The sequence below is a fragment of the Streptomyces sp. NPDC040410 genome (assembly GCF_055595715.1).
On sequence record NZ_JBVIVK010000001.1, the window covers coordinates 754203 to 778760 of the forward strand.

24 protein-coding genes and 2 pseudogenes are annotated in these 24558 nt (G+C 70.8%); 9 read left to right on the plus strand and 17 right to left on the minus strand.

Translation table 11 applies throughout. From position 1 onward, the window contains the following. Positions 1–264 precede the first annotated feature (264 nt). The gene (locus tag ACZ562_RS03385; protein WP_471173684.1) at positions 265–1584 is read right to left on the minus strand and encodes a radical SAM protein; all 1320 of its coding nucleotides are present in this window, start codon (positions 1582–1584) and stop codon (positions 265–267) included. Positions 1585–1801: 217 nt separating this feature from the next. On the opposite strand from ACZ562_RS03385, the gene ACZ562_RS03390 reads away from it, so the two are divergent. Beyond that, positions 1802–2614 carry a hypothetical protein gene (locus ACZ562_RS03390; RefSeq protein WP_471173685.1) on the plus strand — a complete coding sequence of 271 codons (813 nt, stop codon included), beginning with the start codon at positions 1802–1804 and terminating at the stop codon, positions 2612–2614. A 12-nt stretch (positions 2615–2626) separates the two neighbouring features. Then, the gene (locus ACZ562_RS03395) at positions 2627–3871 is read left to right on the plus strand and encodes a D-arabinono-1,4-lactone oxidase (protein WP_471173687.1); all 1245 of its coding nucleotides are present in this window, start codon (positions 2627–2629) and stop codon (positions 3869–3871) included. Between the two features lie 86 nt (positions 3872–3957). On the opposite strand, the gene ACZ562_RS03400 is transcribed toward ACZ562_RS03395, so the two are convergent. Next, entirely contained in the window at positions 3958–5256 is a 1299-nt protein-coding gene (locus tag ACZ562_RS03400) for an ABC transporter substrate-binding protein (protein ID WP_471173991.1), read from the minus strand. Between the two features lie 117 nt (positions 5257–5373). After that, complete coding sequence (locus ACZ562_RS03405) at positions 5374–5556, minus strand: hypothetical protein (RefSeq protein ID WP_471174005.1); 183 nt, start codon at positions 5554–5556, stop codon at positions 5374–5376. Positions 5557–6119: 563 nt separating this feature from the next. Here ACZ562_RS03405 and ACZ562_RS03410 point away from each other — a divergent pair. After that, on the plus strand, positions 6120–6332 hold the full coding sequence (locus ACZ562_RS03410; RefSeq protein ID WP_471173994.1) for a DUF397 domain-containing protein: 213 nt from the start codon (positions 6120–6122) through the stop codon (positions 6330–6332). Here the strand turns inward: ACZ562_RS03410 and ACZ562_RS03415 are convergent. From ACZ562_RS03415 to ACZ562_RS03460, 10 genes are all read right to left on the minus strand, one after another. Beyond that, positions 6246–7136 (minus strand): DUF817 domain-containing protein, encoded by an 891-nt coding sequence (locus tag ACZ562_RS03415; RefSeq protein ID WP_471173692.1) that lies wholly within the window; start codon positions 7134–7136, stop codon positions 6246–6248. The two genes, ACZ562_RS03410 and ACZ562_RS03415, sit on opposite strands and share 87 nt — an antisense overlap. Positions 7137–7179: 43 nt before the next feature. Then, positions 7180–7344 carry a hypothetical protein gene (locus tag ACZ562_RS03420; RefSeq protein WP_471173694.1) on the minus strand — a complete coding sequence of 55 codons (165 nt, stop codon included), beginning with the start codon at positions 7342–7344 and terminating at the stop codon, positions 7180–7182. Beyond that, positions 7341–7808 (minus strand): hypothetical protein, encoded by a 468-nt coding sequence (locus tag ACZ562_RS03425; protein ID WP_471173696.1) that lies wholly within the window; start codon positions 7806–7808, stop codon positions 7341–7343. Before ACZ562_RS03425 ends, ACZ562_RS03420 begins: the two co-directional genes overlap by 4 nt. 87 nt (positions 7809–7895) lie before the next feature. Further along, positions 7896–8777, minus strand: a complete 882-nt coding sequence (locus tag ACZ562_RS03430) for a TIGR03943 family putative permease subunit (protein WP_471173699.1) — start codon at positions 8775–8777, stop codon at positions 7896–7898. Continuing rightward, a complete protein-coding gene (locus ACZ562_RS03435; protein WP_471173703.1) occupies positions 8774–9808 on the minus strand; it encodes a permease in 1035 nt (344 codons plus the stop codon). The genes ACZ562_RS03430 and ACZ562_RS03435 overlap by 4 nt, the downstream gene beginning before the upstream one ends. A 276-nt stretch (positions 9809–10084) precedes the next feature. Then, on the minus strand, positions 10085–10387 hold the full coding sequence (locus ACZ562_RS03440) for a putative quinol monooxygenase (protein WP_471173705.1): 303 nt from the start codon (positions 10385–10387) through the stop codon (positions 10085–10087). 35 nt (positions 10388–10422) lie between these two features. After that, a complete protein-coding gene (locus ACZ562_RS03445) occupies positions 10423–11235 on the minus strand; it encodes a hypothetical protein (RefSeq protein WP_471173707.1) in 813 nt (270 codons plus the stop codon). Between the two features lie 195 nt (positions 11236–11430). Continuing rightward, positions 11431–11646 (minus strand): hypothetical protein, encoded by a 216-nt coding sequence (locus ACZ562_RS03450; protein WP_471173710.1) that lies wholly within the window; start codon positions 11644–11646, stop codon positions 11431–11433. Between the two features lie 124 nt (positions 11647–11770). Beyond that, complete coding sequence (locus tag ACZ562_RS03455) at positions 11771–12217, minus strand: ATP-binding protein (RefSeq protein WP_471173712.1); 447 nt, start codon at positions 12215–12217, stop codon at positions 11771–11773. A gap of 166 nt (positions 12218–12383) precedes the next feature. Then, entirely contained in the window at positions 12384–12647 is a 264-nt protein-coding gene (locus tag ACZ562_RS03460) for a hypothetical protein (RefSeq protein WP_471173714.1), read from the minus strand. 23 nt (positions 12648–12670) lie between these two features. Here ACZ562_RS03460 and mmuM point away from each other — a divergent pair, with 23 nt between their 5' ends. Beyond that, positions 12671–13591 (plus strand): homocysteine S-methyltransferase, encoded by a 921-nt coding sequence (gene mmuM / locus ACZ562_RS03465; protein WP_471173715.1) that lies wholly within the window; start codon positions 12671–12673, stop codon positions 13589–13591. Positions 13592–13652: 61 nt separating this feature from the next. Here mmuM and ACZ562_RS03470 read toward each other — a convergent pair whose 3' ends face one another. After that, positions 13653–15338: a carboxylesterase/lipase family protein gene (locus tag ACZ562_RS03470; protein ID WP_471173716.1), complete on the minus strand. Its 1686-nt coding sequence runs from the start codon at positions 15336–15338 to the stop codon at positions 13653–13655. Positions 15339–16060: 722 nt separating this feature from the next. On the opposite strand from ACZ562_RS03470, the gene ACZ562_RS03475 reads away from it, so the two are divergent. The 4 genes from ACZ562_RS03475 (at position 16061) to ACZ562_RS03490 (ending at position 21609) form a co-directional block, all read left to right on the plus strand. Then, positions 16061–18823 carry a hybrid sensor histidine kinase/response regulator gene (locus tag ACZ562_RS03475; RefSeq protein ID WP_471173718.1) on the plus strand — a complete coding sequence of 921 codons (2763 nt, stop codon included), beginning with the start codon at positions 16061–16063 and terminating at the stop codon, positions 18821–18823. 41 nt (positions 18824–18864) lie between these two features. After that, complete coding sequence (locus ACZ562_RS03480; protein ID WP_471173719.1) at positions 18865–20445, plus strand: diguanylate cyclase domain-containing protein; 1581 nt, start codon at positions 18865–18867, stop codon at positions 20443–20445. Between the two features lie 68 nt (positions 20446–20513). Next, complete coding sequence (locus ACZ562_RS03485; protein ID WP_471173721.1) at positions 20514–21146, plus strand: VOC family protein; 633 nt, start codon at positions 20514–20516, stop codon at positions 21144–21146. A gap of 61 nt (positions 21147–21207) precedes the next feature. Next, on the plus strand, positions 21208–21609 hold the full coding sequence (locus ACZ562_RS03490) for a VOC family protein (protein WP_471173722.1): 402 nt from the start codon (positions 21208–21210) through the stop codon (positions 21607–21609). Here the strand turns inward: ACZ562_RS03490 and ACZ562_RS03495 are convergent. Together ACZ562_RS03495 and ACZ562_RS03500 are read right to left on the minus strand one after the other, a co-directional pair. Next, entirely contained in the window at positions 21592–22281 is a 690-nt protein-coding gene (locus ACZ562_RS03495; RefSeq protein ID WP_471173723.1) for a helix-turn-helix domain-containing protein, read from the minus strand. The two genes, ACZ562_RS03490 and ACZ562_RS03495, sit on opposite strands and share 18 nt — an antisense overlap. 89 nt (positions 22282–22370) lie before the next feature. Next, a pseudogene (locus ACZ562_RS03500) lies at positions 22371–22859 on the minus strand (helix-turn-helix transcriptional regulator); the annotation flags it as partial. Here ACZ562_RS03500 and ACZ562_RS03505 point away from each other — a divergent pair. Beyond that, positions 22832–23133: pseudogene (locus tag ACZ562_RS03505) on the plus strand (NmrA family transcriptional regulator); the annotation flags it as partial. The pseudogenes ACZ562_RS03500 and ACZ562_RS03505 sit on opposite strands and share 28 nt — an antisense overlap. A 63-nt stretch (positions 23134–23196) precedes the next feature. On the opposite strand, the gene ACZ562_RS03510 reads toward ACZ562_RS03505, so the two are convergent. After that, positions 23197–24339 (minus strand): YihY/virulence factor BrkB family protein, encoded by a 1143-nt coding sequence (locus ACZ562_RS03510; protein ID WP_471173725.1) that lies wholly within the window; start codon positions 24337–24339, stop codon positions 23197–23199. Positions 24340–24558: the final 219 nt, after the last annotated feature.

Below are 24558 nucleotides of genomic sequence, written 5' to 3' on the forward strand. Positions count from 1 at the left end.
GGGAACCTCGCGGCAGAGCACGAGCCTTTCACGCCCACCGCACAACTGACAAGCGGCGTGTTCAAAGGCTCTGTTCGGCCAGGCCGGCCAGGCCGCCCCGCGCCGCCTGTCCCGTCCACCCTCCGTTGCCGCCTGTCCCGTCCACCCTCCGTTGCCGCCTGTCCCGTCCACCCTCCGTTGCCAAGAGAGTTACACGGAAAGAACGTCAGAATGTACCGACGCCGGTCCACTCGGATCGGCGGCCGCCCGGCAACACGCCTGCCGTCACACCCCGGCCGCCTCCTGTGCCGGGAGGCTGTCCATGAAGGAACTGACGGAGAAGACGGCGCGGCCGGGGCCGGGGGGGCCGTAGCCGGGGGGCGAGGACAGGCCGAAATCGTCCATGGCGGCGCGGTAGGCCTCCAGGAGCCGGATGTGGTACTCCAGCGGCGCGCCCTGGGGGTTGGCCTTGCCGAGCGGGGTAGTGGGTTCGGGGCACCAGGTGGTGAAGCGGGGCGTGATGCCGTGCGACATGAAGAAGCGCAGGCCCTCGGTCGTCGACGCGATCGCCTCGTCGACCGTGGTGAAGCCGAAGGGCTCGGCCATCTCCACGCCTGCCACGAAGTTGGGGATGACGTTGCGGGCACCGAAGACATCGGCCGAGTCGAGGATGCGCTTGTGCCACTCGTCGCGACCGACGTAGCGCTCCTTGCCGGGGCAGTACAGCTCGAACAGGCGGCGGTCCCACACCTCGTAGTTGGGGTGGTAGATCTGCACGCCGTAGTCCTTGAAGCGCCGCACGTCGTCCTTGGGCAGGGCCTGCGCGACGACCTTTCCGATCCAGCGGCCCGGGAAGCGCTCCTCGATGGCCTTGGCGTAGTGGCCGTAGAAGTCGGCCTCGTCACGCCCCGCGACCGTCTTGGTGATCGCGCCGCCGGTCAGCGTGTAGGCGGTGGACGCCTTCGCCGTGTCGTACCGGTCGATGATCTCCAGGGCCTCGAGGACCTCCTCGACGTCCTTCACGCCCGTGTAGGGCCGCCCGGCCGCCTTGTGCTGGCGCCAGTTGTGGTTGATGTCGCAGTACTGGCACTCCTCCTTGGCGCCGAAGTACTGGCACACCCGGAAGACGGTGAGGTAGATCAGGTAGCCCCACTGGATGGTGGGGGCGACCTCCATGACCGACTTCCCGTTGGCGAGGGTGTGCCGGTAGTACTCGGGCATGGGGGGCACGCCGACGTCGGAGATCCGCTTCCCGTCGAGGTAGAGCCCGAGCATGCCGTTCTCGTCGGCGGCGACGCGGTACGGCGACGACGGGTTCACACGGACGGAGACGACCGTCCGCCGCAGGTCGTACGGGCCGCCGGTGAGGATGATCTCCTCCGGCGGGCGGCGGAGCGCCGCCTCACCGAGCTCGGGCAGGGTGCCGTGGTCGAAGGAGAAGATGAAGTACGACTTCGGCTTCACCTCGCCCTGCTCGTTGTCGCTCAGGGCGGACGGGTCGAAGGCAACCCCGCCACGGAGCAGGTCCTCCTTGAAGACGGCTTCCCGCGGTACGTGCGGGAACCGCTCCATCAGATCCTCGACCAGCGCGGTGCGGCTGCCCATCCGTATCTCCTCCCGGGTCAGGCGTACGACTCCTCACGGTATGCCCCCGCCCGTACGCCGGCCGTCCCGGGTCCCCTCTCGCCGCGTGTCGACGCCCAGGACATGGTGATCGGTTACGTAGGCGTGCTGCGTAATTCTGCTGATGACTGTGCGAGGGGATTTTGCAAGGGTGATCAGCCGGGGCCGCGTTTCGCCGGCCACGGAGAAGGAGAACACGATGGACGAACGCCCCGACGGTGCCCCGGCACAGGCCGGATCGCAGCCCCAGCCGCAGGCCCAGCCGGGTGCCGCCCCCCACTCCGTCCCTCAGCCGTTGGGCGTCTACGGGCCTCCTGTGGCTCCGGTGGCGGCGCAGTGGCCGCCACCGGCCCAGCCGACGGGCGTCTTCCCCCCTCCGCCGCGGTCCGGCCGAGCGGGAGGCGCAGGACGTGCCGTCCTGTGGGCCGTGGTGGGTGCGGTGACCGCCTCCGCGCTGTGGGCCGGGGGCGTCCTCCTCCTGGGCCGGGACGACAGCCCCCAGCCGGACCTGCGCGGATACGAGGCCAAGGTGAATCTCTGCTCCTCGGTCGACTACTCGTCGGTCGAGAGCGAATACCAGCGGGACGACAACCCCCTCCACCACTCCCTGGCACACGGGGCCCTCGACCAGAGCTACTGCAGCCTCTCGCTGGAGAGGTCCACCACGTCGTACTCCTCCGCGTACCTGTCGGTTCAGGTCGACCTCCACAAGAAGACCGATCCGGCTCCCGAGTTCACCGCGCTGTGGTCCGAGTACGACCAGCGCTACGAGGACTACGACGTCGAGACGCTCTCCGGCTTCGGTGACGAGGCCTACCTCGTCACCTCGGAACCCAGTGACTCCCAGTACGCCACCCTCGCCGTGCGCGACGGCTGGATGACGTACGAGATGTCCTGGAGCATCTACACGTCGTCCTACGACGAGGACGACGAGAAGCCCGACCTGAGCGACGTCGAGAAGTGGCTCAAGACCGACACGAAGGCGACCCTGGAGAAGCTGAGGTCGGACTGACAGGATCACGGCATGACCGAGACCCTGACCAACTGGGCGGGCAACATCACCTACACCGCCCGGGAACTGCGCCGGCCGTGCTCGCTCGACGCGCTCAGGGCTCTCGTGGCCGTGAGCCCATCGGTCCGGGTGCTGGGCAGCGGGCACTCCTTCAACGAGATCGCCGAGCCCGGTCCCGACGGCGTGCTGCTCGCGCTGGACGCGCTGCCGGCGCAGATGGAGGTCGACACGGCGGCCCGTACGGTACGGGTCGGCGGCGGCGTCCGGTACGCCGAACTGGCACGCCGTGTGCACGGGCACGGGCTGGCGCTGCCCAACATGGCGTCCCTGCCGCACATCTCGGTGGCCGGGTCGGTCGCCACCGGCACGCACGGGTCGGGCGTCGCCAACGGTTCGCTGGCGTCGGCCGTGCATGAGGTCGAGATCGTCACGGCGGACGGCTCGACGGTCACGGTCGGGCGGGACGACGAGCGGTTCGGCGGTGCCGTCACCTCCCTCGGCGCCCTCGGCGTCGTCACCGCGCTCACTCTCGGCCTGGAGCCGTCCTACGAGGTCGAGCAGCACGTCTTCACCGAACTCCCGCTCACTGGGCTGGACTTCGAGACGGTCGCGGCCGCGGCGTACAGCGTGAGCCTGTTCACCGACTGGAGGGAGCCCGGCTTCCGGCAGGTGTGGCTCAAACGGCGCACCGACCAGCCGCTCGCCGCCTTTCCGTGGGCCGAGCCCGCCGCGGAGGCATTGCACCCGGTGCCGGGCATGCCCGCCGTCAACTGCACCGCGCAGTGCGGTGTGCCCGGGCCCTGGCACGAACGGCTGCCTCACTTCCGGGCCGAGTTCACTCCCAGCAGCGGCGCGGAGCTCCAGTCGGAGTATCTGCTGCCGCGCCGGAATGCCGTCGACATGCTGTATGCGATCGACAGGATCCGGGATACGGTCGCCCCCGTACTGCAGACCTGCGAAGTGCGTACGGTCGCCGCCGACACACAGTGGCTCAGCCCCGCCTACGGGCGGGACACGGTGGCGGTGCACTTCACCTGGATCGAGGACACCGCGGCGGTTCTGCCGGTGGTGCGCCGGGTGGAGGAGGCACTCGACGCCTTTGACACGCGGCCGCACTGGGGGAAGGTGTTCACCGTGCCTGCGGCGGTGCTGCGCCGGCGGTACCCGCGGCTGGGCGACTTCAGGTCGCTTGCGCGGGAGTTCGACCCCAAGGGCACGTTCGCCAACGCCTTCGTGCGGTCCGTCCTCGCGGAGTGACAAACGTCCCTCGCGGCCCATGGCCCCGTGCCGCATCCGGACCGCGGTGCCCGGCCGGCCCTCGGGGGCGACCGGGCCAGGGGAGATCACCGGTAGTTCTTGGCGACTTCCTCCGCGAGTTTCTGGCCGTTTTCGAGAGCCTCGTCCACGGTGGTCCTGCCGGCGATGGCCGCAGATATCTCCTGCGTCACCTTGGTGCCGAGTTCCTGGAACTCGGGGACGGCCACGAACTGGATGCCCACCGTGGGCCGCGGCTGCAGACCGGGGGAGGCCGGGTGGGTCTGCTTGATGGACTTCAGGGTGATGTCGCCGAATGCCGCGGCCGCCCTCCGGTACTCGAAGTTCTCATAGGTACTGGCCCTCTTTCCGACGGGAACGCGTGACCACCCCAGCTTCTCGCCGACGAGCTTCTCGTAGTCCTTGCCGGAGGCCCAGAGCATGAACTTCGAGGCGGCGTTGGCCTTCTTGGTGGTCTTCGGCATCGCCCACGCCCAGGCCCACAGCCAGCCGGAGCTGTTCGTCTTCTCCGCCGGCGCGTACGCGTAACCGACGTTCCCCGCGACCTTGCTGACCTTCGGGTCCTCCAACGGGCCGGCCGCGCTGGTCGCGTCGTACCACATCGCGACCTTGCCCTGGCTCATCGCGTGCAGGCACTCGGTGAACCCGGTCTTCGGCGCACCCACCTCACCGTGCTTCCTGACCAGGTCGACGTAGAAGTTGGTCGCTTCCTTGAACTCCTTGCTGTTGACCTGTGCCTTCCAGTCCCTGGTGAACCAGGTGCCTCCGAAGGTGTTGATCACGGTCGTCAGCGGCGCACCGAGCTCGCCCCAGCCGGGCAGGCCGCGCAGACAGATGCCCTTCATGCCGGGACGCGCTCCGTCGACCTTGGCGGCGATGTCGGCGACCTGGTGCCAGGTCGGCCGCCGGGGCACGTCGATGCCCTCCTCCGCCATGACCTCCGTGTTGTACATCAGGAAGGACGACTCGCCGTAGAACGGCAGCGCGTACAGCTTGCCGTCCAGGCCCGACAGCGACTCCACGATCGGCTCCAGCAAATCGCTCTTGTCGAAGCCGGAGTCGTTCTCGGCGTACGAGCTCATCTCGTGCAGCCAGCCGTTCTTGTACCAGATGGGCACTTCGTAGGCGCCGATCGTGGCCACGTCGTACTGCCCGGCCTGGCTGGCGATGTCCCGGGTGACCTTGTCGCGCAGTTCGTTCTCGGGAAGGATCGTGAAGTTCACCTTGATTCCGGTCTCCTTGGTGAAGCTGTCCTTCGTCAGCTTCACGATGTCCTGCATCTGCGGATTGCCTGCCATGATCACGTTGATGCTCTCGCTGCCGCCGCCGGAGCCCCACCCGCCGACGCCGCTGCACGCGACCAGCATGGAGCCGGCGGCCACAGCGGTGAGCACAACGCGAGTGCTTCTTCTTGCATGGGCGATGCTTCGGATGGGCACGGCTGACTCCAGTGGTGTTTGTGGTTCCGTGTAGCAACATGCAGGTCAAACCCGGATGACCTGCGGCCCGAGGAGGGCGTGGCGATGGGCTTCGGGGTCCGCGGTGGTGAGCCCCCACTGTCGGGAGATGCCGTTCGCGCCGACCTGTGCCAGGTCGATGACGGGGTCGGACCGGCCAAGCCGCACGGTTTCCTTGGAAGCGCTCAAGTCGGTGGCGGTCTTGGTCACGGTGCCGACACGACGCGCCGTTTCCAGGAAGGCACGTCGGCATTCCCCGGCATCGACGACGACACCTCTATTCCGCGGCTCTGACCCGCCACTCGGTCCGACCGTTTCCTGTCTGGCGCGTTTGCGGCATGGGCAGAGCCCGGCCCGTCCGGATTCATGCGGAATTTCTACAGGCGCGCTCAGTGCATGACCAGGGGAAAGTCCATGCATTCCGTGACCGAATACGCCCGTATCGACAAATGCGTTTCCGCAGACGGAGGCGTTTTCCACTCAGGACAAGAGCAAGAATCTTGCCCGGGTCCGCTCGAAACGCGCCCGTTTCGCTGCCCGGACGCGGCCCGGAAGACCCGAGGGTTCCGTTCTTGCCACAAGGCCCGGCGGGGGGTGAGGGCCTCGTCCCCGGCATCACCTCGCCCCAACCGCCGTTTCCTTCACACTGGCTGGAACCAAACCTGAGCAACGCTCATCTTCCTCCCCGGCTTCCAGGACCGGAGACACCCCCACCATGAAGGTGAGTGACGTCGCGGGCGCGCGCCGGTCAGCTGAGCCGAACCCGCAGGGGGATCTCCGCCCAGACCCTCTTCGGCCGGCGCGGCGGTCGGTCAGCCTGCAAGTCGACGTACAGCAGCGGAAGTTCCGCCGACTGCGTCGAGGTGGCCGCCTGCCCCGCCACCATCCACGTCCGCGACTCAAAGAACACGGCCGGTCCTCAGCTCGCGCTCTCTCCCACCACGTGGACGGAGTTCGTCGAGTTCGCGGCTCGCAGTCACGGCTGACGCGGAGTACCGCCGGGTCCCGGCCGGGGGCCCGCCGCTCAGCCTTCCGCAGATGACGAAGGTGATGCTGATCAGCAGCGCCCAGGAAACCCATTTGGACACCGACACCGGTTCCCAGCCGTTGAGTTGGTACGGGTAGCTCCAGGCCCCGAGATACGTGGCGATGTTCTCGGCCAGCCACAGGAAGAACCCGATCAGGGCGAAGGACACCGCCACCGGCATCCGGTACCGCCGTTCGCCGATCACGAAGTGCACCCACGACCCCGTGGTCACCACCAGCAGCAGGCCGCCCAGCAGCCAGCGCAGGTCCGGCAGCCAGTGGTGGCTGAGGAAGTTCACGTACAGGCCGACGGCCAGCACGGCGGTACCGCGCGCCCGGTAGCCGGTGAGCGTGAGGTCGAGCAACCGCCAGGCCCGGCACACGTAGCTGCCGACAGCCGCGTACATGAAGCCGCCGTACAGCGGCACACCGGCGATCTTGGCGAGCCCCGGCTCGGGATAGCTCCACGAACCCACCTGCACCTTCACCAGTTCGAAGGCGAGCCCCAGGATGTGGCAGACGGCTACGACCGCTACCTCCCGTCTGCTCTCCCACCCCACCAGGTAGCCCACGCCGGTGAGCAGGACACCGTATGCCAGCAGCAGGTCGTAGCGCGCCACCGGCAGCGGCGGAAGCAGTTTCGAGGCCGCCATGCCGCCGAGCAGCGCGACCGCGAACGCGCAGCTGCGTGCCTGTAGCCACGCGAACCGCGCCAGCTGCCGGATGAAGACGCCCGCTCCCCGCATGATCAAGTGCATGCCCATCTAGAGCGATCTCGCGGCGGCACCGGTTGCAGCTACATCGGATTCACCACCTGCGCACGCGCGTCGCACCCCTGGTGGGGTTGATGCCGGCCGCCCCGATCACGATCGCGGGGAGGCCCTGGCCGGCGAGGGTCGCGGAGGCGTGGTCCCAGGCGTTGGGCAGGAGCAGCGGCCGGTCGGTGCGGTGGAGGGCGGCGAAGGGGGTCATGAGAGGTCGCCCAGGGCGTCGGCGTAGTACGCCGATCCCTTGAGGTGGAGGGCGAGTTCGCGGAAGCTCCAGCCCTCGCCGGGGGAGGCGTCGAGCTGTTCGTCGGTCAGTGCGTCCAGGCGGTCGGCCCAGATCCGGGCGAGGCGGGTGAGACGGCTGCGGGCCTCGTCCAGGTCCTCCTGGGTGAAGGGGGCCAGGTCCGCCTCGGTCGTGGTCGCCGAGGCGTGCCAGTGGTCAGGCTGCGGGTCCTCGCCCGCCAGCCGGGCCTCCATCTCGGCCAGGTGGTCGATCAGATGGTCGGTGACCCGGCGGATCGCCTTGTGCGGGGTGTAGACGCGGTCGTCGACGTGGGCGGGCTCGCCGTCCCAGGCGGTCCAGGTGGCGGCGCGGGCCAGGACATGGCCGACCATCGCGGTGACGGCGTGGGCGGGGGTCTGCGGTGTCTCCTGCGGGCTTTCGGTCATACCGGCACGCTAGGGGCGGATCGCTTCGGCGCCGGCCGAACTGTGTGATCGCCCGCCTCCCCCTCTGTGGCACGCTCCCGGCTGCCGTCAGGACGGGACGAGCGGAAGGGCGTCGGTGTATCCGTTGGCCGGACGGGCGACCTTCCTGACGGTACGGGCGTCCAGCGCGGCCGGCGCGGACTTCGTGCCCAGCGTGCCGCCCGCGTGCCAGGTGCCCGTGACGGTCACCCAGGTGTCGGCGGGCGGCGCCGTGCCCCCGTGGATCCGCACCTTCACGGACTGGGCGTCCGCCGCACAGCACGAGAGCATGATCCGGGTCAGATCCCAGCCGTCGCCCCCCTTGACCGGCGTGACGAACCCGGTCATCAGGACCGTACGGCCTTCGACGGCCCGTGCACGGTCCTGCTGTACCCGGCGGGTGAAGTCGGTGAGGGTGATCGGCAGCGGCGAGGTCGCGGGCAGCGGGTCGAAGTCCTCCTGCCCCTGCTCCGTGACGGCCTTGGCCGGTTCGCGGGACGCGGTGTACGCCCCGAGGGCGGGCGGGGCGTAGAACAGCAGGCTCAGCGCTGGCAGGAACAGCAGCCAGGCGACCTTGGGCACACCGGAGTGGTCGTGCCCGTGTCCCTCATGCCCGTGCCCGTCGTGCCCGTGCCCGTGTCCCTCATGCCCGAGCCCGTCGTGCCCATCCCGTTCCGGCTCCGTTTCCGGCTCCGTTTCCGGCTCCGTTTCCGGCTCCGTTTCCGGCTCCGTTTCCGGCTCCGTTTCCGGCTCCGTTTCCGGCTCCGTTTCCGGTGCGCGCCGCGACCACGCCTCCGCCACCCCCAGCACCAGCAGCAGCACCCCCGACCCGATCAGCAGCGGCCGCATGCCCTCCTTGACGTATCTGAGGTACAGGTCCGTGAAGAGCGAGGCGTGCAGCAGCCCCAGGCCGCTGAGGACGAGCAGGGTCACCTGGAGCGGCCGTTTCACAGCAGCACCCCTCCGATCAGCGTGCTGCACAGGATGGCGACGACCGCCGTGGCGGCGGAGAAGCGGGCCGCGAAGGCCCTGCCGAACGTGCCCGCCTGCAAGGCGATCAGCTTCAGGTCGACCATCGGGCCGACCACCATGAACGTCAGGCGGGCCAGCGGCGAGAAGCCGGTGAGCGAGGCGGCGACGAAGGCGTCGGCCTCGGAGCACACCGCGAGCAGGATGGCGAGCGCGGCCAGGAACAGCACGGACAGCCAGGGCGAGCCGGAGAACGTGTCGAGCACGGAGCGCGGGACGGTCACGTTGAAGGTGGCCGCCGCCATCGCCCCGACGACCAGGAAGCCGCCCGCGTGCAGGAAGTCGTGCTGGAAGCCCTGCCGGAACTCCGTCCAGCGGCTGTGCCCCGGGCGGTGGCCGGTGTGCCGTACGGCCGGTCTGAGCCACTGTTCGCGCCCCAGGAGGAGCCACAGCCAGCCCATCGCGGCGGCGGTGACGAGCGAGGCGAGCAGCCGGGCCAGCACCATGGCGGGGCTGCCCGGGAAGGCGATCGCGGTCGCGGTCAGCACGACCGGGTTGACGGCGGGGGCGGACAGCAGGAACGCGAAGGCGGCGGCAGGCGTGACGCCCCGGCCGATCAGGCTGTTCGCGACCGGCACCGACGCGCATTCGCAGCCGGGCAGGACGACTCCGGCGGCCGTGGCGACCGGGACGGCGAGGGCGGGCCGCCGGGGCAGGACCCGGCTGAACACGCTGGCAGGCACGAACGCGTTGATCGCGCCGGACAGGGCGGTGCCGAGCAGCAGGAAGGGCATCGCCTGCATGGTGATGGCGAGACAGACGGTCCGCCAGGCGTGCACGGCCGGTTCGTCCCCCCACCGGCCGAAGGCGAACAGCGCCGTACCGGGGAGGGCGGCCGCGGCCAGCAGCAGCAGCGGCCACGCGCGGGGCCAGCCGCGTGCGGGAGCGTCATCGGCTGCGGCGACATCGCTGACGGCCTCCGCTCCCTCGGCCCGTTCAGCTGTCGTCTGCACACCAGCCCCACATGATGTCGGATGTCCGGTTCAAGATAGCGGGCCCCGAAATCCCGCCTCGCACCGTCCCGACGGCCTCCGCGACCGATCAGCTCGTGCCCCCGGCCCTGGCGCCCGCCGTGGGCGCTGCGTATGGCAGACGAGCTCGTATCTGATTGCTGACCAGGCCGCCCCGCGGGTGGTTTGGGAAGGTTCACGGGGTTGCTGTGTGCTCGCCCGGCGGTCGGCAGGAGTCCAGCGAGGGCGGGACGGCTCGGGGCGAGGTACAGAATGCGTTCAGGCCAGGGGTTCAGCGACGAGCTGGATGACTTCCGCGGGCCCCGCGCGGAACGCCGGGCTGGCTGCGTCGGCTTCGATCATGTGCGGGGTCGCATCATGTGCGGCAAGCGCCTCCTTCGACGACCACCGCTCGATGAGAACGAAGCGGTCAGGCTCGCCACTGACCTGGTGCAGGTCGTACTGCAGGCAACCCGCCTCGGCGCGCACGATCGGCGCGAGACGCTCGAAAGCAGCGATCTGGTCCCGGCCGCGGCCCGGCTGAGTGGTGATCAAGATGACGAGTTTCACCGCTTGTGTCATGCGCTGAACCCTACACATCCCGTGACCAGGCACGTTCACCGGGGAGGCACTGGCCGGTCAGGCCGAGGGGCCGTCGCAGAGATGCGCCCCTCCTTCTGCCGGGCGATCCGGCCCCCGATCCACCGAAGCCCGTCGCGAGCCGTGGCCAAGCCGTAGGTCTGTCGCGTCGCGCGGATCTGCCGCCATGTCGTTATCGGGCACGGCCCCTGGCGCGTGTCCTTGAGGAACCTGCGGTACGGCACTCTGCGCGGCGGCAGACCGATCTCCATCCAGGCTTGCTTGCCGGTGAAGTCCCAGCCGGTCCCGGGGATTCGGACATGGTCGTGGCGGTCGTCCTTGTTCTTCGACGTGATCTGCAGAACCTGAGCGTGCGTCAGGCCACGGCCGACCACCACGCAGTAGTGCTTGGCCTCCTCCTCCCGCTCACGGAAGGGCACCATGGCGAGCCAGACCTCGCCCGGCAGTGGTCGGCCGTGCTCCCACCTGCGCACCGCCCGTCGGAAGGCCATCGCGGTCACTCCCGCAGCCAGGCTCTCGATGCCCGCCCCGAGGCTCCAGTTCTCCGTGCCCGTCTTCTGCCGCAGCCACAGAGCCACCGCGAGACAGAACGCGAGGAGCACCACCGCGCGCAGGACGGTCGCCCACGACCGGCCGGGTCTGCGGCGGCCCGCCGACCAGGCGACCAGCAGAGCGCACAGCGACGAGCCGAGAGTCAGCAGTGTCATCTCGCCGAGGCCGAGCTGCCGGGGAGGCGTCTGGGCCGCCATCAGGTCGTGCATCCAGACGGGCAGGATGAGCAACTCGCCGACAACGACAAGAAACAGCAGAACAGCCAGACGGCTCGGCACGAACTCCCCCGTACATACAGGCGCCACTACGCGTCAGGACGGTACCGAACGCATGAACTGCGCGCTGTCGGTGAAACTACGTACCTCGTTACTGCACTTCGGGATGCGCTGCCCTGTCTCCGGGAACGCGCCTGCCAGCACCGCGCCTGCGCTGTCGGAACCGACCTCCCGCGGCGGGGCTTCACCGCGTCGCGTTCACTGCTCCCACACGTCCGGGCCGCCCCCACGCCACTCGATCAGCTCGGACTGCCGCACCCAGTCGTCGTCGACTTCCTCCAGGCCCGCGAGGCGCAGGAACTCGACGATGTCCAGCAGCCCGTAAGCCATCCCCACGAATCGGCCGTCGACGCGGACGCGCCGGCCTCCGTCCTCGCCGGGCGGGTAGATCGCGATGGGCTTCGCGCTGGCCATGGCACCAGCCTGACGCCGAGCCGGGAGGGGCGCACGGTTTGATGCGCCAGCTGTGTGGTGGCGGTGGCCTCGGATGCAGGGCCTCACGATCCCGTCCTGTGCACGGCTGTGAAGGGATCGAGCACTACAGGCAGTCGTGCGGTGGCAGGCTGAGTTCGGCCCATACCAGCTGGCCGTGAGGGAGGCGGTGGGTGCCCCATCGGGACGTGAGAGCCTCGACCAGGTGGAGACCCCGTCCGCCGCATTCGTCGCTCGCCGTGCCCTGAGGTGTCCGGCTGCCGTCCCAGCCCGGCCCGTGATCCCCCACCTCGATACGGACGACACACGCAGCGGCTTCGTCGCGGATGACCTTCAGCGTGTGCCAGACGGGTCCCGCGCCGTGGCAGACCGCGTTGGTGACCAGTTCGGAGATGACCAGCACGGCTTCGTCGGCCAGTTGGGAGTGACACCAGTGCCGCAGCCGGTTCGTGACCTGCCGCCGCGCCTCCCCGGGCGATGCAAGCGTCGCGGGGAGAACCCATGTGTCGGTCGCAGGCACGGTACGGGACGGGGCGGAGGTGAGGATGGACATTACGTGCTCACAGGGGGTGAACGCGGCTCAACGGCGTCCGCGCCTCACGCGAGGCGTCGTCCGCAGGCCACTGGCGGCTTTTCATCGGGGCCTTCGAACAAGAGTTGCCCAAGTGCCCGGTCCGGTTGACAGCCGATTTCGTGAGGCGATTTCGTGAGGATTCCTCTCATTGATCGATTTCCCGGTCCGACCTCTCGTACGTCATGAACCGGTTGGCTGCCGAAGTCTCGTACGTCATGAACCGGTGGCTGCCGAAGTGCCGTGCGGTCGGGTGGGGGTGCGGCGGGTCGGTGAGCAGGCGGTGGACGGACTCCGCAGCCGAGCCGTCGGAAACCGGGCGTCGACGCCCGCTCGGCCCCTCGGGGAAGCCCAGCGAGGGGGCCGGCATCCGCGCCTCGGCCGCCCGCTCCGCGAGGAAGGCGAGGGCCAACCCGCTCGACTACCGTCGATGACATGACCCGCGCCATCAGCCTCGCCGATGCCCTCGCCGCCGGGTCCGTCGTCCTCGACGGCGGGATGTCCAACCAGCTCGAGGCCGCCGGGCACGACCTGAGCGACGAGCTGTGGTCGGCCCGGTTGCTCGCCGAACGGCCCGAGGCGATCACCGACGCGCACCTCGCCTACTTCGAGGCGGGCGCGGACGTGGCGATCACCTCCAGCTACCAGGCCACCTTCGAGGGCTTCGCGAAGCGCGGGATCAGCAGGGAGCGGGCCGCCGAACTCCTCTCCCTGAGCGTGGAACTGGCCCGCGAGGCGGCCCGGCAGGCAGGGGCGAATGGCGTCACACGGCCCTTGTGGACGGCGGCCTCGGTCGGCCCGTACGGGGCGATGCGGGCGGACGGCTCCGAGTACCGGGGCCGGTACGGCCTGAGCGTGGCCGAGCTCGAACGCTTCCACCGGCCGCGCCTGGAGGTGCTGGCCGCGGCCGCCCCCGACGTCCTGGCCCTGGAGACGGTCCCGGACGCCGATGAGGCCGAGGCCCTGCTGCGGGTGGTGCGCGGGCTGGGCGTGCCGGCCTGGCTGTCGTACACCGTCGCCGGTGACCGCACGCGCGCCGGGCAGCCCCTGGAGGAGGCCTTCGCCCTGGCCGCTGAGGCGGACGAGGTGATCGCGGTGGGCGTGAACTGCTGCGCTCCCGAGGACGTGGACGGGGCGATCGGGACCGCCGCCCGCGTCACCGGCAAGCCGGTCGTCGCGTACCCGAACAGCGGCGAGGCCTGGGACGCGGGGGCGCGGGTCTGGGCCGGCCGCCCCACCTTCGCCCCGGAGCAGGTGCGCGCCTGGCGGGAGTCCGGGGCGCGGCTGATCGGGGGGTGCTGCCGGGTGGGGCCGGAGGCGATCACATCGATCGCGGCGACGCTGACGGCGGTGTGACCGCACCCGCGTTCCCGCCCGTTTCCCTCGTACCCGCCCCGCCGGCTTCCCCCGCGACCGGTCAGGGCAGGCCCTGGCCGCGGCGCACCCCGGGCCGCCGCAGCCGCCGTACGACCGCCCGCAGTTCCGCGGTCCGCGAGGCCGCGCCCGTACCGTTCACCAGTCCCGGCGTTTCCCCCGTGTCCGGCGTCTCCGGCAGGTCCGACGGGTCCGGCAGGTCCGACGGGTCCGGCAGGTCCGGCAGGTCCGAGGGTGCCGACGTGCCGGCGGCCTCTCGGACGGCCTTGTCCACGGTCCACACCGCCAGCTCCGGATCTCGCGGACCGTATGCGGTATACGGCTCACCGTCGCCGAAGGTCCTCACGGGATGCGAGGCGTCCCAGCGCTGCCAGCCGGGGTCACCGTCGGCGGCGAACCGCACCCATGCCCCGTGCATCGCCTCCGCCAGCTCCTGCGGGGCGCCCTCGCCGGCGAGTCTCGCCGATTCGGGCACGTCACCGGTGTCGAACACGAAGCCGAGTTCGAGGGCGTGGCAGGCGCCGAGGCCGGGGAGGCTGGAGGGCCAGGCGAACTCGTAGACGTACGAGGTGCCGGGGCGGGCGTCGGCGAGCCGGTGCAGCGGGAGGCGGAGCAGGTGGTCGGTGACCATCTGGCCGACGATCTCGGCGGTGCCGGCCTCCGGGTGCAGGGCACGGTATCCGCGGGGCACCTCGTGCCCGCAGTGGCAGCGGGCCATGGCGCCGGCCAGGGCGACGGCCCCGAGCCGGTCGACGCGTTCCAGGAGCCCGCCCGGTACCAGCCACAGCCGGTACTCGTCCCGGGTCCAGCCCAGGAGGAGGTCGATCCCGGCAGCGGCGTCCTCGTCCACCAGGGCCTCCAGGGGGTCGCGCGGGACGACGTCCCCGTCGACGACGATCCCGAACGCGGGCCCGCCGAGGACAGGGCTGCTGAGCCGTCCCACCTCGGCCTGGGTGCGCAGCAGCAGCTCGCGGTCGACTTCGGCGAAGGCCGCGGCGGTGGCGGGGATCTTCAGCCGGGTCGCGATACGGCGCACCATGCGCCGAACCTTGTCCCGTTCGGAGACCTCGGGCGTCCCGCTCTGCAGGATCGCGCGCCGCACCAGACCCTGGGCCTGCGGGGCGGCGAGCAGCGCCCCGATGCTGATCGCCCCGGCGGACTGCCCGAAGAGCGTCACCCGCGCGGGGTCGCCGCCGAAGGCCCCGATCGACTGGTGCACCCACGCCAGCGCGGCGATCTGGTCACGCAGGCCGGCGTTGGCGGGGGCGTCCGGGAACAGTCCGTAGCCCTCGACGCCCAGCCGGTAGTTGAGCGAGACGAAGACCACGCCGTCGCGTGCGAAGGGGCGCCCGTCGTACACGGGGACGGCGGAAGATCCCCTGGTCAGGGCGCCGCCGTGCACCCACACCAGGACAGGGAGCCGGGCACCGGGGCCCGGCTCCGGAGTCCACACATTGAGATTGAGGCAGTCGTCGCCCGGCACGACCGGGTCGGACAGGTACTGCGCGAAGGCCTCCGAGTACGGCGGTTTCGGGGGCGTCGGCCCGAAGGCGCCAGCGTCGCGCACGCCGTCCCAGGGCTCGGGCGGCACGGGCGGCCGGAACCGGCGGGGACCGAAGGGGGGCGCCGCGTAGGGGATCCCCCGGAAGACCGCGACGCCCCGCTCGTACCGGCCGCGGACGGCCCCGTACGGCGTTCTCACCACGGGATCTGCCTGGACTGCCGTCATGCGACCACCAGCTTCCTCGCCGCGCTCGTGCACCGTGAACAACAGAGCACCACATCACGGCCCGGTATTCCGGTGCACAAACGCGGCTTTGCGGCTGTTTGGCGTACATCGGCGTGCCGCAGCCGAGCTGGTCTGGGCCGCCGCTGGTGGAGCCGTGGTCACCGCCGCCCTCCGGACCCACCGTCGCCCGTGGTGGTGACGACCCGTCGGCGGAGACAGGACGAGCAGCCGTACCGCGCCGGGGGGTTGGTGCGGAAGCCGTACCGCTCCTCGTGAACTTGCCGACCACGGGCAGGTGTTGGGTGGCCGGGTGGCTGTGGTCCTCGACGAGGGCCCGGTGGACGTATCCGGAAAGCCGTGCGCGTCTGGTGGTTGTCAGTACCTCGCCCCTGGTGGAGAGGCAGACGACAGCGGCGTAACCGCCAGGCGGATTTCGACGGCCGCGGCGGCCCCGGTGGTTCGGGGGTCACACGGACGGCCCTGTTCCGCGGGCGGCTCGATTTGCGATCTTCAGTGGTTCATTCTTCGCTGGACTTCAGTGGTTCATTCTTCGCTGGAAGGTCCGCTGAGACCTGGAGAGGATCGCTCGATCTCCGTCGCCACCCCATTGGCCCGTGGGTGGACGTCCGCCGTTCAGCGACGCCGCGCCCGAGCGGTCGCGGCCGTCTGTCGGAAGTCCCGGCCCGTCCTGTGGCCGGGCATGATCATGTGGAGGCGGATCCATGGAGCCCGCAGACCGGCAGCAGCAGTACGCGGCCGACGACGAGGAGCGGTTTCGGCTGCTGGCGAAGAACTCGCCGGACATGGTCTTCCGTCGGTCGGTCGACGGCGTCTACCAGGAGGTCTCCGCAGCGGGTGCGCTGCTGCTCGGCAGGCCGGTCGAGCAGATCGTGGGGACGTCGGCCGAGTCCTGGGTGCACCCGGGCGACGCGGAGGACTTCGAGTGGGCGGAGCGGGATCTGCGCCGCGACGGCCGGGTGGTGGTATGTCTGCGGATGCGGCATGCCGACGGGCACTGGATGTGGACCGAGACGACGTCCTGGGTGGTGCGCGACCCCGCGGGCGCGGCGCTCGAGGTGCGCGGGTTTCTGCGCGAGGCGGAGGGCCAGCGGCGCAGGGAGGAAGCGCTGCGGCTGTTGCAGGAGCAGGCACGCTCGGTCATCGACACGGCCCGGGACGCCTTCGTGTCCATCGACGAGGACGGTCTGGTCATCGACTGGAACCAGAGCGCCGAGCGGCTGTTCGGCTTCAGCCATCGTGAGGTGATGGGCCGGCCGCTGACGGAGACGCTCATCCCCGAGCGGTACCACGCCGCGCACAGGGCGGGTCTGGCGCGGGTGCTGGCCGGCGGCGAGGCCCATGTGCTGGGCCGCCGGGTGGAGCTCAGCGCCATGCACCGCGACGGTCATGAAATCCCGGTCGAACTCGCGGTGTGGCGGCTGAAGTCGGCGAAGGCCCGCTGCTTCAACGCGTTCATCCGCGACATCACGGAGCGTAAGCATGCCGAAGTCGCCCTTGCCGAGGCCCGCGACCAGGCGATCGCCGCATCCCAGGCGAAGTCTCAGTTCGTAGCCTCGATGAGCCACGAGATCCGGACCCCCATGAACGGCGTCATCGGGCTGAGCAACCTGCTGCTGGGGACCCAACTGAACGCCGAGCAGCGCCGCTACGCCGAAGGAATCGAGTCCGCCGGCACGGCACTGCTGTCGCTGATCAACGACATCCTGGACTTCTCCAAGCTGGAAGCGGGCAAGCTCGAACTGGACGAGGTCGCCTTCGGTCCCCAGCTGATGGTGGAGGAGGTCATCTCGCTGGTGGCGCAGACCGCCCAGGCGCGGGGCCTGGAGCTGATCAGCGACTGCCATCCCCAGTTGCCGGCGATGGTGCTCGGGGACGCGGGCCGGCTGCGGCAGATCCTGCTGAACCTGGCGTCCAACGCGGTGAAGTTCACCGAGTCCGGCGAGGTCGTCCTGCGCGCCCGCCCCGCTTCCGCCCAGCCCTCCGAGCACAGCGCGCCGTGGCTGCACTTCGAGGTGACGGACTCCGGCATCGGCATCGCCGAGGCCGACCAGAAGCGGATGTTCGACGCCTTCTCCCAGGCGGATGCCTCCACCACCCGCCGCTACGGGGGCACCGGCCTCGGACTGGCCATCTGCCGCAGGCTCACCGAGGCCATGGGCGGCTCCATCGGGGTCAACAGCCGGCTCGGCGAGGGCAGCACCTTCTGGTTCACCGTGCCGGTGCGCACACCCGACGCCCCCCCGCAACGCCCGGAGACTCCCCAGCCCGTCGTGCTGCGCGGGCTGCGGGCGCTGGTAGTCGACGACAACGACACCAACCGGCTGATCCTCGACACCCAGCTGCGCAGGTGGCACATGCACCCCACCACGGTCTCCGGCGGCGCCCAGGCCCTGGTGGCCCTGCACGAGGCGGCAGCCGCAGGCCGCCTCTACGACCTGGCTCTGCTCGACATGCAGATGCCGGACATGGACGGACTCGAACTCGCCCGGCGCATCACCACCGACCAGAAACTCGGGCGGGTACCGCTGCTGATGCTGACCTCCGGCCCGCAGCTGCCCGCCGCCGAACTCACCGCGGCCGGTATCGCCCGCAGTCTGGCCAAGCCCGTTCAGCAGTCCCAGCTCATGGACGCCCTGGTCGAACTCGTCACCCAGAAGCCCTCGGCGGCCGCTCCCGCGCCGGCCCCCGCGGCACCCCCGCCGGCCCACCGCGGGCATCTGCTGCTGGTGGAGGACAACGACATCAACCAGATGGTGGCGCAGGGCATCCTCACCCGCCTGGGCTACAGCGCGGACGTCGCCGCCGACGGCGTAGAGGCACTGCGACTCGCCGGGGAAAACACGTATCAGGCCGTGCTGATGGACTGCCACATGCCCCAGATGGACGGTTACAGCGCCACCCGGGAGCTGCGCCGCCGGGAACGGGAGACCGGCCGGCACCTGCCTGTGATCGCCATGACCGCCGACGCCCTCGCCGAGGACCGGGACCGCTGTCTGGCCGCGGGCATGGACGACTACATCTCCAAACCCGTCTCGGCCGACGCGCTGGAGCACGCCCTCGCACGCTGGGCACATCCGGAAGGCCAGCCCCCGGACGAGGACGACCTGCGCGCCTCCATCGAGGAGCGGCTGGACGAACTGCGGGGCACGGGCACGCCGGCCGAGCACGAACTGGTGGACCGGCTGGTGGACCACTTCATCACCCGAGCCCCCGAGCTGACCAACGCCCTCTTCCATGCCCTGGACCGCCACGACTCCTCGGAGATCGCGGAGAAGGCACACAGCCTCAGCGGCGCTGCCGGGAACATCGGAGCGCACAGCCTCGCAGCCTGCTGCCGGGAACTCGAACAGCACGCCAGGGGCGGAGAACCCACCCAGCTGGCCGAGACGGCTCCCCGCCTGCAGGACGAACTCGACCGCACCTGCCGCATTCTTGAGGCGCTCCGCTCCCACCCTCCCGGATGAGGCATCACCGCGTACCCGGTCGGAGCAGGGAAGGAGGGCCCGTGGGCACGGTTCATGTCCGGTCGGCCTCCCGTCGCGAAGCGGCGGCCTGGGCGTATGTGGCGGCAGGGACCGCGGTGATCGTCTTCTACCTGCTCACCTCCTCCGCGGAGCGTTACATGCTGCCCGTGGTGATATCCGGCTCGGTCGTCTTCGCGATCCTGGTAGGAGTGAGGAGGAACAGGCCGCCGTCGGTCCTTCCGTGGTGCCTGTTCGCGGCGGCCATGGCACCGTTCGCGGCGGCGGACCTGATCTGGGGTCTCTACCAGGCCCGCGGTGTCGAGGTTCCGTTCCCGGGGGTGGCCGACATGCTCTACCTGGGCACCTACGTGCTGTTCACCGCCGGTCTGGTGACCCTGGCCAGACGGCAGGCCGGCCGCCTGCACTGGGCCGGGCTGCTGGACGCGGGAATCGTCACGCTGGGGTTCGGCACCCTGTCGTGGGCGTTCATCATCGCCCCCTACCTGCGCAGCCAGTTGTCCGCCTGGCCGCTCGCGGTGACCATCGCCTATCCCGTCACCGACATGGTGCTGCTTGCCATGGCCGCGCGGCTGATGCTCACCACCGGCACGCACACGCCGTCGTTCCTGCTGTGCCTCGGATGGCTGCTCGTCCTGCTCGCTGCCGACGGCCTCTACTACGGAACGCTGGCCACCGGGGTCTCGGTCCCGGAGGACGTGTCCGAAGTCGGGTGGATGGTCTCCTCCCTCCTGCTGGGGGCGGCGGCGCTGCACTCGTCCGTGGCCCAGCCGACCCGGTTGGCGAGAGACCAGGAGAGGCTGTCCCGGCGGCGGCTGTCGATCCTGATCGCGCTGATCCTGATGGGCCCGTTGATCGTGCTGGCCGATGTCGACGGCATCCGGGACCAGCCCGTGAACGTCACGGTGATCGTAGGCATGATGGCGAGCCTGTCGCTGCTGCTGGTGCTGCGCACCGCGTTTCTGGCCCGGTACGCCCAGGGCAGGGCCACCGAGGCGCGGACGCAGGCCCAGGCCCTCGCGGCATCGCTGCGCGAGCAGGAAGAACTCCAGAAGCAGCTGAGCTATCAGGCGACCCACGACCCGTTGACGGGTGTGGCCAATCGGGCACTGCTGAACGAGCGCCTGGAGTCCGCTTTCGGCCGGTGCTCCGCCACGTCCGCCGCCGGACTCCTGCTGCTCGATCTCGACGGCTTCAAGGAGGTCAACGACACACTGGGGCATCCGGCGGGCGACGACCTGCTGGTCGACGTCGCACAGCGGCTGACGAGCAGGGTCCGCGACCAGGACATGGTGGCCAGGCTCGGCGGGGACGAGTTCGCGCTCCTGGTGGAGGGCGTGGACCTGAGCACCCTGCACGTCTACGCCACGCGAATCCTGGACTCCTTCAAAGACCCGTTCACCCTCGCCCGCGATCATTCGGTACACGTCACCACTAGTATCGGAGCACGGAGCGTCACCGAGCCGACCCCGCCCGCGGAAGGGCTGCGGGACGCCGACGCCGCCCTCTACAGGGCCAAGACCGCAGGCAAGAACCAGGTCGTGTTCTTCGAATCCCTGCAGCAGTCGTCGTCCGCCGTCAGAGAAAGCCGACGGCACTCCTGACAGGTATGCGGCCCTCCTGCCGCACAGCTGTTCCGTCGCGGGGCCCGGTCTGCGTAGCCTCGACCCCGATGAACGCCATTCCCGCACACCTGGACCACCTCGTCCTCGCCACCCCGGATCTCGCGGCAACGGTCGCCGACTTCACGCGCCGCACCGGTGTGGCGCCCGCCCCCGGCGGCACCCATGTCGGTCTGGGCACCCGCAACTACCTGGTGTCCCTGGGCGGGAGCAGCTACCTGGAGATCATCGGCCCGGACCCGGAGCAGTCCGCGCCCGGGCAGGCGCGGCCCTTCGGCGTCGACGGCCTGACCGTCCCGCGTACGGTGACCTGGGCGATCAGCCCGCCCGACCTGGACGCGGCGGTCACCGCCGCCCGCGCCCGGGGCTACGACCCCGGCCCCGTGCACCCGATGAGCCGCCGCAGACCGGACGGCATCCTGCTGAAGTGGCGCCTGACCGACGGTGACACCGCACACCCCTCCGGCCTGGTGCCGTTCCTCATCGACTGGGGCTCCTCCCTCCACCCGTCCGCGTCCGGCCTGCCCACCACTGACCTGGTGTCCCTGTCCGCGACGGCCCCCGAACCGGACGAGATCCGTCCCCTGCTCTCCGCGGTCGGCACCGACCTCACCCTCAGCGCCGGCCCGGTGGGTCTGTCGTTCACGGTGGACACACCGCTCGGGCCGGTGACCTTCGGGTGAGCGGCGGGGCGTGTCCGATTCCTTCAAGACCACTCGGCCGAGTGGTGCCTACCGTGGCCCCATGACTCCACGATTCGATGCCATCGGTCTTGTCGTCTCCGACATGGCCGCCTCCGTCTCCTTCTACCGCCGGCTCGGGTTCGTGTTTCCCGAGGGTGCGGAGGCGCAGCCGCACGTCGAGGCCGAACTCGCGGGCGGGATCCGGCTGCTGCTCGACACGGAGGAGACCGTCCGCTCGTTCCATGGCGGGTGGCGGCCGCCGTCCGGCGGAAGCCGGGCCTCGCTGGCCCTGTTGTGCGAGAGCCCGGCCGAAGTCGACACCGTGTACGAGGAGTTGGTGGCGGCCGGGTGCCACGGGGAGCTCAAGCCGTGGGACGCGTTCTGGGGGCAGCGGTACGCGGTGCTGCACGATCCGGACGGCAACGGGGTGGACCTGTTCGCGCGGCTAGCCGAGGCTCAGTAGGCGCGCCAGCGGCATGCCCGCCAACTCCTTCACGTCCCGCGCGAGATGGGCCTGGTCGGCGAATCCGGAACGGGAAGCCGTCTCCGCGAAGGGGATGCCCGAACGGGCCAGGGCGAGGGCTCGCTGGAGCCTGAGGACGCGGGCCAGCGTCTTGGGGCCGTAGCCGAAGGCGGCGAGGGAGCGGCGGTGCAACTGACGTGCGCCGAGGCCCAGTTCGTCGGCGGTCGCGGCGACCGGTCGGCCCGCGTCGAGCGCCGCCACGAGCCGCGTCAGCAGGGGGTCGGGCGGGTCCACTGCGGCCGCGCGTGCCAGCGCGACCTCTTCGAGGGCCGCCGCGGGGTCCGCGGCCGCGTTGATACGGCCTTGCAGGCGCCGTACCTCCACCGCGGGCCACAGCTCGGCCAACTCAACGCGCCGATCGCGCAGTTCGCGCGCCGAAACGCCGAGGAGCGCGGGCGCGGTACCGGGTTGGAAGCGGACGCCGGCCCAGCGCCTGGGCCCGCCCTCGGGAACGTGCGCGTGTGTGTCCGGACCTGCGACGAGCAGCCGGCCCTCGGTCCAGAGCAGGTCCATGCAGCCGTCCGGCAGGACGGGCCGGACGACGGGGTCGTCGTCGAGGGTCCGACTCCACACCACGGCGCCGCTCAGCCCGGACGCCCGCTCCGCGTACACACGGCCAGGCTACGCCGGCGGCGGCCGGGGAAACCGCGTGCCCCACCGCCGCCTACACGCCCACCCTCGTCGGCTGAGTCCGCTGCGATGTGGTCCCGCGGACTCACGCCGTACACCCCTTTGAAGGCGTTGGACAGGGCGAAAGGGGGCCGTGGCCGACCTGGTGGGCGATGGCGCCGAGGGTGTCGCCGGTGTCGCGGAGGCGGTCTGCGGCGAGGGCCGGGCGCCAGCCGGTGAGGTACGTCGTCGGGGGCTCGCCGACCAGGCCGGTGAAGCGGCGGGCGAGGGCCCCGCGGGACACGCCGGCCTCGGCCGCGAGCGTGGCGACCGTCCGGGGATGGGCCGGGTCGTCCCGAGCAGACGCAGGACGCGGCCCGCCACGTGGTCCGCCATCGCCCGGTACCAGGCCGGGGCCGCTTCGGGGCGGGAGAACCAGCCCTGGGCGCGGCGATGACCAGCGGGTCGAGCAGACGGTCCGGAACGACCGCCTGCCCGGGTCCGTCGCGCACGGCCTCCTCCATGAGGAGCGGGGTGAGCGGGCGCTCCCACGCCGCGGCTGCTGACGTTCGGGGAGGCAGTCGCGGAGGTCGCCGTGGCGGCGGGGCGGCGGGGCGGCGGGGCGGCGGGGCGCGAGCTGACGTATCGGGCCGTGTCGGCGCGCCGGTACGTCGAGAACCTGATCGGCTTCGGGGTGCCGGCCGAGGAGGTGGAACCCCTGGTCGAGGCGTTCCAGCAGCTGCTGGACGGCCGGAACGCCCATCTGACGGGGTGCGGCAGGTCTGGGGCCCCGAACCGTGCCGCTTCGCGGACTTCGCGGGGGAGGAGGCGGCCGCGGGCACTTGGAAGGCGTGACCGGGCCGGCGGTCTCCATGAGGCCTGCGGCCTGTGCGGATACGAACCCTCCGGCTTGTGGGGCTACGCCCCGTCCGGCTTGTGCGGATGAGGGGGGTGGGTGCTCTTCACATGGGTCCGCAGTCGTGAGGTCACGTCCTCCGGCGGCAGGAAACGGGACCAGCGTTCCGGGAACTCGGAGGGCATGTCCGGGTCGTCGGGGTCGGCGTCGCGGTGCGCGGCGGCGCGGGCCACGTACTCGGCGACCTGCGCCTCCCGCAGCCGCTCGTTGGCGGCACGGGCCGCGGCCGTGGCGGCGGCCGGCCAGACCCGGTCGATGGCGGCGTTGACCGCGGCCCCGACGAGCACGGCGAACGCGGACACGCCGATCCACAGCAGTACGGCGACGGCGGCGGCCAGCGAGCCGTAGATCGTCGCGCCCTCGATGGTGTTCGTCAGGTAGATGCGGAGCAGGAAGCTGCCGAGCACCCACATGGCGAGGGCGACCAGGGCGCCGGGAACGTCCTCGATCCAGGGCGAGCGGACGGGCACCGACACGTGGTAGAGCGTCGTCAGGAACGCGACGGACAGGATGATCACCACGGGCCAGTACAGGACCTGGACCACCGTCGCCGACCACGGCACGATCCGCACCACCGCGTCCGGCCCCGCCACCATCAGCGGCAGCGCGACCGAGCCGATCAGCAGCCCCGCGACGAACAGCAGGAACGCCACCAGCCGGGTCCGGACGATCCCGCGGACGCCGTCGAGGCCGTACATGACGGTGATGGTGTCGATGAAGACGTTCACCGCGCGCGACCCGGACCACAGGGCGAACAGGAAGCCGATGGAGATGACGTCGGGGCGGCCGCCCTTCATCACGTCGTCCAGGATCGGCTGCGCGATCTCGCGGACGCCCTTGTCGGACAGGACCGTGCGCGAGGCCTCCAGGATGTTGGCCTCCAGGCCGCTGATGCTGTCGGTGCCGGTCCAGTCGTCGACGTAGCCGAGCAGGCCGATCATGCTCAGCAGCAGCGGCGGTACGGACAGCAGGGAGAAGAACGCGGCCTCGGCCGCAAGGCCCAGGATGCGGTACTCCACGCATGAGTTGACCGTGTCCTTGAGCAGCAGCCAGACGGTCCTGCGCTTCGACACGTTCCGGTAGAGGGCACGTGCCCGGTGGAGGCGGCCGGAGGGCCGCTCGGAGGATTCCGTTGCTGGCTGCACGTCCTAAAGGTATCTGTCGCGACTGCCTGAACTCATCCCGCGGTGGGCGGGCCGGCACCGGCCCGGCGGCCTCGGCCGGACCCGGATCGCTGACTGATCCCCGGCCCGGGCCGTGCGTGCCGCCGCCACTGACCGGCGAGTCGTCCGGGGCCGGTCTCGGTGACCGCAGCGCGGCGGACGGGGCCCGCAGTGTCGGTCGCCCCGGACATCGGGCCCACC

Excerpts from the sequence above, each read along its gene's own strand:
- ACZ562_RS03395 (WP_471173687.1), top strand. The coding sequence starts at position 2,627 with ATGACCGAGACCCTGACCAACTGGGCGGGCAACATCACCTACACCGCC.
- ACZ562_RS03420 (WP_471173694.1), bottom strand. The coding sequence starts at position 7,344 with ATGACCCCCTTCGCCGCCCTCCACCGCACCGACCGGCCGCTGCTCCTG.
- ACZ562_RS03385 (WP_471173684.1), bottom strand. The coding sequence starts at position 1,584 with ATGGGCAGCCGCACCGCGCTGGTCGAGGATCTGATGGAGCGGTTCCCG.
- ACZ562_RS03475 (WP_471173718.1), top strand. The coding sequence starts at position 16,061 with ATGGAGCCCGCAGACCGGCAGCAGCAGTACGCGGCCGACGACGAGGAG.
- ACZ562_RS03400 (WP_471173991.1), bottom strand. The coding sequence starts at position 5,256 with ATGCTGGTCGCGTGCAGCGGCGTCGGCGGGTGGGGCTCCGGCGGCGGC.
- ACZ562_RS03415 (WP_471173692.1), bottom strand. The coding sequence starts at position 7,136 with ATGGGCATGCACTTGATCATGCGGGGAGCGGGCGTCTTCATCCGGCAG.
- ACZ562_RS03485 (WP_471173721.1), top strand. The coding sequence starts at position 20,514 with ATGAACGCCATTCCCGCACACCTGGACCACCTCGTCCTCGCCACCCCG.
- ACZ562_RS03470 (WP_471173716.1), bottom strand. The coding sequence starts at position 15,338 with ATGACGGCAGTCCAGGCAGATCCCGTGGTGAGAACGCCGTACGGGGCC.
- ACZ562_RS03450 (WP_471173710.1), bottom strand. The coding sequence starts at position 11,646 with ATGGCCAGCGCGAAGCCCATCGCGATCTACCCGCCCGGCGAGGACGGA.
- ACZ562_RS03425 (WP_471173696.1), bottom strand. The coding sequence starts at position 7,808 with ATGACCGAAAGCCCGCAGGAGACACCGCAGACCCCCGCCCACGCCGTC.
- ACZ562_RS03390 (WP_471173685.1), top strand. The coding sequence starts at position 1,802 with ATGGACGAACGCCCCGACGGTGCCCCGGCACAGGCCGGATCGCAGCCC.
- ACZ562_RS03490 (WP_471173722.1), top strand. The coding sequence starts at position 21,208 with ATGACTCCACGATTCGATGCCATCGGTCTTGTCGTCTCCGACATGGCC.
- mmuM (WP_471173715.1), top strand. The coding sequence starts at position 12,671 with ATGACCCGCGCCATCAGCCTCGCCGATGCCCTCGCCGCCGGGTCCGTC.
- ACZ562_RS03440 (WP_471173705.1), bottom strand. The coding sequence starts at position 10,387 with ATGACACAAGCGGTGAAACTCGTCATCTTGATCACCACTCAGCCGGGC.
- ACZ562_RS03455 (WP_471173712.1), bottom strand. The coding sequence starts at position 12,217 with ATGTCCATCCTCACCTCCGCCCCGTCCCGTACCGTGCCTGCGACCGAC.